The sequence below is a fragment of the Streptomyces sp. HNM0575 genome, from assembly GCF_012726265.1.
GTDB lineage: Bacteria > Actinomycetota > Actinomycetes > Streptomycetales > Streptomycetaceae > Streptomyces.
The window spans coordinates 1-10,287 of sequence record NZ_JAASAG010000025.1; the positions used below are offsets into that span (position 1 = coordinate 1).

Here is a 10,287-nt window from a genome sequence, read left to right on the forward strand (position 1 = left end):
GAAGCTAAGCCTTACTGCGCCGATGGTACTGCATGCGGGAGCGTGTGGGAGAGTAGGACACCGCCGAACTATCAGTGAAACAAGCCCCGTTGGAACGGCCACGGCCACCCCAACGGGGCTTGTTGTGTGTCCTGGGAGTGTCGCGTGGAGCGTGCATACGGGGCCGGGGCGGGGGAACGCGACGGGTCTGGGAGTGCACAAAGGCGGGGTCGGCATGGGGCGCCGGCCCCGCCGTTTCGTACCTCAAGACCAGCGCAAATCGCTACTGCCGGGTGGGGCGGCTGGGGCAGTATCGGGTCATGGCGTACAAGATCCGGGCGGTGCTCGCGGAGGACTGGGAGCTGTTGCGTGAGCTGCGGCTCGCGGGGCTCGCGGATCCTGTGGCGTCCGTGGCCTTCAACGAGACGTATGGGCATGCTGCGGTGCAGAGCGACGAGTTCTGGCGGCGCCGTGCCGCGCAGGGTACCGACGGGTCTCTGGCGGAGACGTTCATCGGCGAGGACGAGGAAGGCGGGGGGCGCTGGGTCGGCAGTGCGACCGTGCTGGATGAGGGCGAGAGCGCACACGTGGTGGGTGTGTATGTGCGGCCCGCGCATCGGGGGACGGGACTGGCCGACGGGCTGTTCCGGGCGGTGGAGGAATGGGCGGGCGAACGTCCCTATGTGCGGCGGATGTTGCTGCACGTACATGAGCACAATCCGCGGGCCGAGGCCTTCTACCGCAAGATCGGCTATGTGCGCACGGGCAGGTATGTGAGCGATCCGAAGGCTCCCGTGCTGAGGGAGTACGAGATGGTGCGGGAGCTGCCGCAGCGTCCGGGCGGTCGCGGCTGAGGCTGAGGGGGCTGAACTGCCCTGCCTAGAGGGGGAGTTCGAGGACCGTGGTGAGTGGTGGGTCGAGCCGGCCGGGGGATGACCGTGCGGTCATGCGGCGGCCGTGCTCGACCACGCTCTGGGTGAGCGCGTGGAGGATCGGCATCAGCTCGGGGTCCGCGCCCACGACGTAGAGCGTGCCCGTTTCAGCGATGAAGGATTCCAGCGCGATCCGGTCGGCGCGGGCTGCCGTACAGGCGTTGCGGATGTGGAGTTGGGAGAGCGGGGCGAGGGCGCGGCGGACGAGTTCCGTGGCGTGCTTTCGGCGCTCCGGGTGGCCTGTGAGGGTGGCCTCCAGTTCGCCGGCTGCTCCGTCGGAGGCCTTGGGGTGGGTGCGGAGGGTTTGGACGGGGTCGGAGGGCGCGGACTTGGCGAGGGCCCAGCGGTGCACCTCGCGGAAGGGGCGGTCGTCGAGGGCGGCGGCGTGCAGCCAGCAGCGCAGCAGCGTCTCGGCGGCGGTGTGCATCTCCGCGTCGATGGGGCGGGAGGAGCGCAGCGGTGCGAGTAGGGCGGTGGCGCGGGTCGCGGCGGTGTCGCGGTCGGCGCAGCCGTGGTGCGGGGACCAGCGCAGGCGGTCCGGGGTGTCGCAGAGCTGGCCGGGGTCGAAGAGGTGGACCGGGCCGAGCTTGGCGCGGGAGTCCTTGGTGTCGGCCCAGAGGGCGGGCTCGGATGTGGCGACGAGAACGGCGCCCGGAGCCTCCAGGACACGGGTCAGGGCGGTGGTTGGGGCGGCATCGGACCCCTCGGCGGTCTCCGTGATGTGTGCGACCGCAGGGGCCTCGGCGGTATGGGTGGTCGTGGCGGGCTCGGCGGCAGACGCGGGCGGAATGGGCGCAGACTGGGCCGACTCCGGTTCCGGTAGCGGTACTTGGGTCTCGGAAGAGGCGGGTCGGTTTCGCACGTCGTCGGGTGCCGGTTTCGCGGCGGTGCGTGAACGGCGGGCCGCGCGCACAGCACGGGCTCGGGTGACGGTGCCGACCGCGAAGACCGTGAGGACGATCAGTATCAGCAGCTGCCCGATGAACAGGCCCCAGAAGAGCCCGTATCCGGACAGGTGGGAAGGGTCCACGTCGGGCCAGGCGCCGGAAAGGTCTCGGGGGTCGGCCGCGAGGTCGCGCATGGCCATGGGGGTGCGAGTGAACGAGACGCCGTGCGGCCAGGAGCCGTGTGCGAGGAGTGCGGCGAGGCCGGTGGCGGTCCAGGTGAGGACGGTCGTGCCGAGGAGCAGCGCGAGTACGCCCATCAGCAGGCCGTCGGGGATGCCGCCGCTCTGGCCGGCTCCGCCCGGGCCGCCGGGTGATGGGCCGCGGGGTACGGGCTGCCGGCGCCGCGGGCCCTGTGCGTAATGCGGTCCGACGTGGAAGCGGTCGTCGAATCCGTCGTCGTAACCGTCGCGGAAGCGGCCGTCCCCGCGTCCGCCGCCCTGCCCGTATTCGTAGCCGGCGTCGTGGCCGCGGTCGTGGTCGTATCCGTACGACATGGGCTAGGCCACGGTGGAGTTGGAGGACGGTGACTGTTCCACGGCGAGGGCGCGCGCTTCGGCCTCGGCCTCCAGGTCGGCCTCCAGCGCGGCGTCGTAGTGCTCCGGTCCGGACGAGGCCTCCGTCATGGCGCGGTCGGTGAAGACCAGGGGCCGCTCCGCCTCGGTGACCAGGTGCTTGACGACCTGCACATTGCCGTTGACGTCCCATACGGCGATGCCGGGCGAGAGGGTCGGGATGATCTCGACGGCCCATCGCGGCAGGCCCAGGACCTTGCCGGTGGCGCGGGCCTCGTCGGCCTTCTGCGCGTAAATGGTGCGTGTGGAGGCCATCTTGAGGATCGCCGCGGCTTCGCGGGCGGCTGCGCCGTCGACCACGTCGGAGAGGTGGTGCACCACCGCCACGAACGAAAGCCCGAGCCGGCGCCCGAACTTGAGCAGCCGCTGGAAGAGCTGGGCCACGAACGGGCTGTTGATGATGTGCCACGCCTCCTCCACCAGGAAGATGCGCTTCTTGCGGTCCGGCCTGATCCAGGTGTGTTCGAGCCAGACGCCCACGATGGCCATGAGGATCGGCATGGCGATCGAATTGCGGTCGATGTGGGAGAGGTCGAAGACGATCAGCGGGGCGTCGAGGTCGATGCCGACGGTCGTCGGGCCGTCGAACATGCCGCGCAGGTCGCCGTCGACGAGGCGGTCCAGCACGAGGGCGACGTCGAGGCCCCAGGCGCGTACGTCGTCAAGGGCGACGTTCATCGCCTCAGCCGACTCCGGCTTGGGGTGGCGGAGGCGTTCGACGATGTCGGTGAGCACGGGCTGGCGGTCGGCCGTCGTGGCGTTGACATAGCTGTGCGCCACCTTCAGGGCGAAACCGGAACGCTCGTCCAGGCCGTGGCCCAGGGCGACTTCGATGATCGTACGGAGCAGGGCCAGCTGCCCGGTGGTGGTGATCGACGGGTCGAGGGGGTTGAGCCGGATGCCCTGGTCCAGGGCGGCCGTGGGGTCGAGGCGGATGGGGGTGATGCCCATCTCCTCGGCGATGAGGTTCCACTCGCCGACGCCGTCCTCGCCCTGTGCGTCGAGCACGACGACCTGGCGGTCGCGGAAGCGGAGCTGGCGCAGCACATACGTCTTCTCCAGCGCCGACTTGCCGTTTCCGGACTCGCCGAGCACCAGCCAGTGGGGGGCGGGGAGTTGCTGGCCGTACAGCTGGAAGGGGTCGTATATGTAGCCCTTTCCGCTGTAGACCTCGCGGCCGATGATGACGCCGGAGTCGCCCAGGCCGGGGGCGGCCGTGGGCAGGTAGACGGCCTGGGCCTGGCCCGTCGACGTGCGCACGGGCAGGCGCGTGGTCTCCGTCTTGCCGAAGAGGAAGCCGGTGAACGCGTCGGTGATGGCTGTCAGTGGATCGAGCGCGGCCATGGGAAACCCTCAGCCCCTTCCGCGACTGCCGTACGGGCGGCGGCCGTTGATCATGTTGCGCGTCCTCCTCAGCGGCGGATGCCGGTCGCGAACGGCAGTGTGTTGACGAACGCCCGGTGATGCTCCCTGTCGCACCACTCCAGCTTCAAGTAGCTCTTTCCGGCCGATGCGCGGATCGTGCGCTTGTCACGGGCCAGCGAATCCGCCGAGCGCGAGGAGACCGTGATGTAGCCGACGAGGTTGACGCCCGCCGCGCCCGACGCCAGGTCCTCTCCCCGCTGGTCGACGCGGCCGTGCGCGGCGACGTCGCGGGGGTCGATGGTGCGGTTCATCTTCGCCTGGCGGCTGGCCTCGGCGTCGTCGTTGGTCTTCTCGGTCAGCATCCGCTCGATGGCCAGCTCCGTGGGCTCCAGATCCATCGCGACCGACACCGTACGGATCACGTCCGGGGTGTGAACCAGCAGCGGTGCGAGGAAGTTGACGCCGACGGGCGTCATCGGCCACTCCTTCACCCACGCCGTCGAATGGCACCACGGCGCACGCGTCGTCGACTCCCGCGTCTTGGCCTGGAGGTACGTCGGCTCCGTCGCGTCCAGCTCCGCCGGCCAGGCGTTGCGCTTCGACATCGCCTGTAGGTGGTCGATGGGGTGGTCCGGGTCGTACATGGAGTGGATCAGCGAGGCGAGGCGCGCCTGGCCGAGCGGCTGTCGCACACGGATGTCCGCCTCCGTCAACCGGGCGCAGATGTCGGTCAGTTCGCGGGCCATGATGATCGCCAGGCCCTCGTCCTTCGACAGCTTCCGGCCGCCGCGGCCCGCCGAGCGCTGCGCCGCCTTCGCTATCGTCGCACCCTCGGCGGCCAGTTCACGTCCGTAGTGCATGCACGCGACGAGATACGCGCGGTGCTGCTCGCTGGATGTGGAGACCATCGACTGGAGCTGATCGTAGGAGTCGCGCAGCCAGGGCGCCGCCCGTTCGTCGCCGCGCTGGTCGACGTCCTTGGCGTGGGCGTCCGGGTCGGCGGGCAGCGTACGGGCGAGCATCTGGAGGCGGGTGACGAAGCCGTCGCCGTTCGCCACGTGCTTGAGGAGCGTGCCGAAGCGGTCGACGAGGGCCTCCTGGTCCTCGCTGTCGCGCAGGCCCACGCCGGGTCCCTCGATCTCGATGCAGGCCGTGACCGTGCGCCGGTCGGCGTGCAGCAGCACCGCCAGCTCGTCCGGACCGAAGGGCGCCGTCAGCCAGTTGATGCGGCCCACGCCGGGCGGCGGCCCGACCTCCACCTCCCGGCCGTCCAGCCGGGTGCCGGCCTCGGCGACCCCGGAGCGGTAGGCGGCGTCGTTGCTGCGCAGCAGCCTGCGGTACGAGCGGCTGATCTCGAACCACTTGTAGAACGTACGGCCCTTGTACGGCACATAGATCGCGGCCAGCGCCAGCATCGGGAAGCCGACGAGCGCGGGGATGCGGAATGCCAGCACGGGGATGAGCAGGCCGCTCATCATGCCGAGGAACGCGCCCACGATGATCAGACCGATCTCGCCGGTCTCCCTGTTCTTGCCGATCACCGCGTTGGGCCGCGCCCGGCCGATCATGTACGTGCGGCGCGGAGCGGCGGCGGGGTGGGACGCCGTCGTCACCTGCGGTCACCTCCGGTGCGGTCGCCGCCGCCGTTTCGGGCCGGGCGGGGTGGTGCGGAACGGTCGTACGTACGGGGCGCGGGCGGTGCCTGCCGCGGGGTGTCGCCGCCGCTGCCGCCTCCCCCGCCGCGGGTGCTGTGGGCGGCGACGCCGCCGGCGACCTGGCCGGCGGGCTGCTGCTTGGCGCCGGCGCCTCCGCCGTCGCCGCCGGGCCCGGACTGGCCGCCGCCCGGGCCGCGTGCGCTGTGCGTGTTGATGCCCTGCCGCACGAGGGCCGCCGGGGAGGAGACCACGGCTGCGGCGGCGCGGGAGGCGGGATCGCGGGACGCGTTGCGGTGGCCCACGATCTCGTCGCCGAAGCCGGGGACGAAGCGGTAGATCATGGCGCTGGCGAAGATCGCGAGCAGGATGATGGCGAGGCCGGAGACGATCGCCGAGAAGGCGTCCGGCCCGTCGGACGTGGAGAGCGCACCGGCGAGGCCGAGCACGATCACGATCACCGGCTTGACCAGGATCACGGCGATCATGATGCCCGCCCAGCGGCGCACGTGGCCCCACATGTTCTTGTCGACCAGGCCCGCGTATACGGCCGTGCCGAGCAGGGCGCCGACGTACAACAGGGCGGCCCTGACGACGAGTTCGAGATAGAGCACGCCGGCGGCGAGCACGGAGATCAGCGAGACGACGATCAGCATGATCGGGCCGCCGCCGATGTCGTCGCCGCTCTTGAGGGCCTCGGAGAAGGTCCCGAAGAACTTGTCCGTCTGGCCGGACGTGCCCGACGCGACGACGTCCGTCACCGCGTCGGTCGCGGACACCACCGTGTAGAGGATCAGGGGCGTGAACGCCGACGCGATGACGGTCAGCCAGAGGAAGCCGACCGCCTCGGTGATGGCCTCGACGAACGGCACGCCGCGGATGGCGCGCTTGGCGACGGCCAGCAGCCAGATGGTGAGCGTGAGGATCGTGGACGCGGCGAAGACGACCGCGTACTGGCGGAGGAACTCGGGGTTGGTGAAGTCGACGTTCGTCGTCTTGTTGACCAGCTCGGAGAGCTTGTCGACCGCCCAGGCGGCGGCCTTGGCGCAGCCCTTGGCGAGCGATGAGAGCGGGTCGAGCGCGCTGGTGGGGTCGGGGGCGGAGCCTCCGCCGCCACCGCCTGCGCCGTCGCCTTTTTCGCAGTATTCCCTTGCTGGGGCGGCGACCCCTTCGCAGGGGTCGTCCTGAGGTGCGGCACTTGCGCGACTGGCCGCGACAACGGCGGCTGTATTGAGGGCGACCACGAGAGCCCCCAGAAAGGCGATGCGGTGACGGTCAGCGGGCATAGGTGAAGCCTCCGTACCCCTCGACGGCCTTGGCCATCTCCTTTGCTGATGACGCAGCTTGGTCGCGGCCGACGGGCGTCGGACCGTCCTTCTGCTTGAAGTCGCTCACCTTCCAGTCCTCGCCGGTCCACTTCAGATCGAAGGTGTTGGTGTACCAACTCTCGGTGACGGGGGTCTTGGAGCCCTCGCCTGCAAGGCCGAACAGTGACGAGCGCCAGACCGCGACCTTGGCCCTGGACTTGTCGAACTTCACGACCTTGGTGCCGACGGGGTTCGTGCGTGAGATGAAGGTGCTGCCGCCCGGTGCCTCGCCGTTCTTCTCGAGGCCGATCTTCGTGAGGAAATCGGGGTCCTTGTAGACCTTGTCGAGATCGTCCGTGCGCTTGGCCGCGATGTCAGGGGCGTATACCGCTTCCACGATCTTCTTGCGCTCGGTGTCGTCGAACATCCCGTCACCGCCGAGCGCCACCGCGTAGTTCGCCGCCGCGCTCTCCGCGCCCTGCCGGGACTTGGGGAAGCCGGAGGGGATGCCGCCCTTGGTGCCGTCGACCGGTTTCTGGCCGGTGGGGGCCGTCGGTTGGGCGGCGGCGCCCTCCTTGCCGTTCGCGCCGTCGTCGCCTCCGTCGTCACCGCCCTGGTTGGCGAAGGCGATCGCCGCGATCAGCAACACCACGACGCCGACGATGGTGACGAGGCTGCGCCCCGGGCGCACCGGTGGTCTGCCGCCGCCGCCCTCGCCGTCCGGGAGGCGCGTGCGGGTCGTGGTGAGGGCGGCCGGGCCGCGGCCGAAGCCCCCGGCCGTGCCCTCATCGCCCGTACGGTCGCGCTCGCCGTACCCCTCGCCGCCGATGCTCATCCCGGACGTGCCCCCTCGAACCTCATACTCAGTCAACTGTCGTCAGTGCATTGTCTCCTCAAACGAAGGTAGCTGTGTCACTGGCCGTACGGGGGGCCTGTGGACAACGGGTGACGGAGCGTCTTGCCATGCGGTACGCCTGGCGTCCCCTGCGTCTCAACGGGCACGTGCGTCCGCAGCCGTCACGCTTGCCACGGGGGCGCGCCGGGGGCGTACGGAGGCGTCGGGGTACGCATGGTCACGGGTGCCCGTCGGCGGTGCGGGATCGGCTCGACGGCCCGCCCCCGTAGGGTGCTCGGCCACGGCTCCCGACACGGCCGGTCACCCCACGCATGCCGGGCCTGGGGTGCGGCTCAACCCCCGTACGCGGTACGGGAGCTCGTCGTCCGCTATGGCCGACTCCCCGGTTCTGACGGTGCGTTGATTCATCCACAGCCTGTGGATATCGCGGTACCGCTGGGAAGCGAACGGCCATGAGGCCGTGTCCCGGACGCGCCGTCGCCGTCCGTCCGCCCCCCCCGGCGGCCCCGGGCCATACGGTCAAGTGCCGCTAGAAGCCGACCCGTTCCAGCCAGAAGTCCAACAGCTCCGCGTCGCCCAGCACTTCGACTCGTCCGCTGCCCGGCGGCAGGCGGCGGAAGACGACCAGGAGCAGGTCAATGAGGGGGCCGCGCACCGCGGTCGTCGCCTTTTCGTGCGCCCGCTCCCAGGTGAACCCTTCCTCTTCGATACGGATCATCCACTCCGCCGGGGACGCTGCGGGCGGATCGTCGGTCGCGTGCAGATGGAGGGTCTCGCCGGCGCGAACGGAGAGGCTTCGTAGCGGCGGCCACTGGGCCAACGCCTCCCGGCTGGAGGTGAGTTCGAAGAGCTCGTCGAGGCAGTCGGCGGCCAGCTCGGCCGCGACGCCGGACGGCGCACCGTCGGCACCGGCGCCCGCCGCCGATGCGGCCGATGCCGCGTCCAACCGGTGCACGAGAGCCTCGTGCGTCCTGCGCCGCGCCCAGAAGCCCGCGCGTTGCTCGCCGGTGAGCGTCCACGCGGGGGATTCCTCGCCGGCGACGCGCAGTTCGTCGGAGACGAGCTGTGCGCTCTCGGAGAGCCAGGTGCTGAGCGCCTCCGCGTACGCCCCGGGCGCGACGTCGGCTTCCGGTAGCCCGGCCGGGCCGCCGTGGCGGGGGACGTCGCCGGGGCTGAGGAAGGAGGTCGCCCGCGTCCGTACGACCTCTGCCGCATGGCGGTGACCGTCGCCGACGTGCACGGCCAGCTCGCGCAGCGTCCACTCCGGGCAGGCGGGGACCCGGGCGTCGAGCGTCACGCCCTTGAGGGCGTCGCGGAACAGACGGGTCTGCTCGATGATCTCGGCGCAATAGCGGTCGAACGCGAGGGGGTTGGTCATGTCCGAAGCCTACTGACCGGTTGGCACAGGAGCTGAGCAGCGGGGTCAGCGCGTGGTGGGGTGTCCGTCCGTCCCGGTGCGCCGGGCGGCATCCCCGCCCGGCGCTCCCGTCACCGCTGTCACCGCTGTCACCGCTTGCGGGCCAGCGTGACGCCGTCGCGCATCGGCAGCATGACCGACTGGACGCGGCTGTCCGCCGTGATCGTGTCGTTGATCTGGCGGATGGCCCTGTCGGCCGCGTCCTGCGCGGACGGGTCGACGACACGGCCCCTGCGCAGCACGTTGTCGAGCACGATCACGCCGCCCGGCCGCATCCGCGGGACCAGCTCCTCGTAGTACGTCGGATAGCCGGTCTTGTCGGCGTCGACGAACGCGAAGTCGACGGTCTGCTCCATGGGAAGGGCCCGCAGGGTCTCGGCGGCCGGGGCGAGGCGCAGGTCGATGCGGTCCGTGAGTCCGGCGCGCTCCCAGTAGCGCCGGGCGACCGACGTCCACTCCTCGGAGACGTCGCACGCCAGCAGCCGCCCGTCCTCGCGCAGCCCGCGCGCGATGCAGATGGAGGAGTAGCCGGTGAAGACGCCGACCTCCACGGCGAAGGCGCCCCGGGTCAGCCGCACGAGCATCGTGAGCAACTCGCCCTCGTCGTGCGTGATCTGGAGGGTCGTGCCCGGCTCCAGCTGATGCGTCTCCTCGACGAGGTCGCGCAGGACGTCGTCGGCGGGAGAGGCGTGGGCGAGCAGGTAGTCCTCGAGGGCGGGATTGACGATGTCCATGCGTCTCCGGGGGTGTTGGTACGTACGTGGCAGAGGCCGAGGCATGGCCTGCGGGCGGGGCCGGGCCGTGTGCCCCGGCTGCCCGGCCCGAACCGGCCCGCGGGCGACGGCAGTCGGCGTGGAGCAGCGGCCCCGGCGGCCGTTCGCCGGATGCCCCGGAGCGCACGCACCAGAGCATACGGATCAGGGGTGACCGAAATCACCTCGCCATTCCGCCCGTTGGACCCGCCGTACCGGGACCGGAGCGGCCGATGCGCCCGATGTGACACGTGAACATGAACGCCCGAGTGAACGCACGGGACACGACGACCCTGAAGCGTTCGGAGATCGGAGATCGGTGCCGAGGGACACACCCCCCCCGGCGCCCAACACGACGCGGGCCGCCGGGACTTGGGCGCGGCTAGATGTATTGATCACGAGCGTTGTTGACACTTGTGGGTCTTGATCATGGCGAAGGCCTCCGCTGTGGTGGAGCTGTCTAAGGACTGCACCGCAGGGAGGCCTTCGTGTACCACCGTAATGCCCG

8 protein-coding genes are annotated in these 10,287 nt (G+C 70.7%); 1 reads left to right on the forward strand and 7 read right to left on the reverse strand.

All coding sequences use genetic code 11. From position 1 onward, the window contains the following. Window positions 1-299: 299 nt before the first annotated feature. Entirely contained in the window at window positions 300-833 is a 534-nt protein-coding gene (locus tag HCC61_RS29920; protein ID WP_169140994.1) for an N-acetyltransferase, read from the forward strand. 25 nt (window positions 834-858) lie between these two features. Here HCC61_RS29920 and HCC61_RS29925 read toward each other — a convergent pair whose 3' ends face one another. From HCC61_RS29925 to HCC61_RS29955, 7 genes are all read right to left on the reverse strand, one after another. Further along, window positions 859-2,352 carry a hypothetical protein gene (locus tag HCC61_RS29925; protein ID WP_240969426.1) on the reverse strand — a complete coding sequence of 498 codons (1,494 nt, stop codon included), beginning with the start codon at window positions 2,350-2,352 and terminating at the stop codon, window positions 859-861. A gap of 3 nt (window positions 2,353-2,355) precedes the next feature. Then, entirely contained in the window at window positions 2,356-3,774 is a 1,419-nt protein-coding gene (locus HCC61_RS29930) for an ATP-binding protein (RefSeq protein ID WP_169140995.1), read from the reverse strand. 68 nt (window positions 3,775-3,842) lie between these two features. Continuing rightward, window positions 3,843-5,408, reverse strand: a complete 1,566-nt coding sequence (locus HCC61_RS29935) for an SCO6880 family protein (RefSeq protein ID WP_169140996.1) — start codon at window positions 5,406-5,408, stop codon at window positions 3,843-3,845. Beyond that, the gene (locus HCC61_RS29940) at window positions 5,405-6,733 is read right to left on the reverse strand and encodes a hypothetical protein (protein WP_169140997.1); all 1,329 of its coding nucleotides are present in this window, start codon (window positions 6,731-6,733) and stop codon (window positions 5,405-5,407) included. Before HCC61_RS29940 ends, HCC61_RS29935 begins: the two co-directional genes overlap by 4 nt. Continuing rightward, window positions 6,723-7,589: a hypothetical protein gene (locus HCC61_RS29945; RefSeq protein ID WP_169140998.1), complete on the reverse strand. Its 867-nt coding sequence runs from the start codon at window positions 7,587-7,589 to the stop codon at window positions 6,723-6,725. Before HCC61_RS29945 ends, HCC61_RS29940 begins: the two co-directional genes overlap by 11 nt. Before the next feature lie 550 nt (window positions 7,590-8,139). Then, window positions 8,140-8,988: a maleylpyruvate isomerase N-terminal domain-containing protein gene (locus HCC61_RS29950; protein WP_169140999.1), complete on the reverse strand. Its 849-nt coding sequence runs from the start codon at window positions 8,986-8,988 to the stop codon at window positions 8,140-8,142. Window positions 8,989-9,116: 128 nt separating this feature from the next. Then, window positions 9,117-9,761, reverse strand: a complete 645-nt coding sequence (locus HCC61_RS29955; RefSeq protein ID WP_169141001.1) for a class I SAM-dependent methyltransferase — start codon at window positions 9,759-9,761, stop codon at window positions 9,117-9,119. Between the last annotated feature and the right edge of the window lie 526 nt (window positions 9,762-10,287).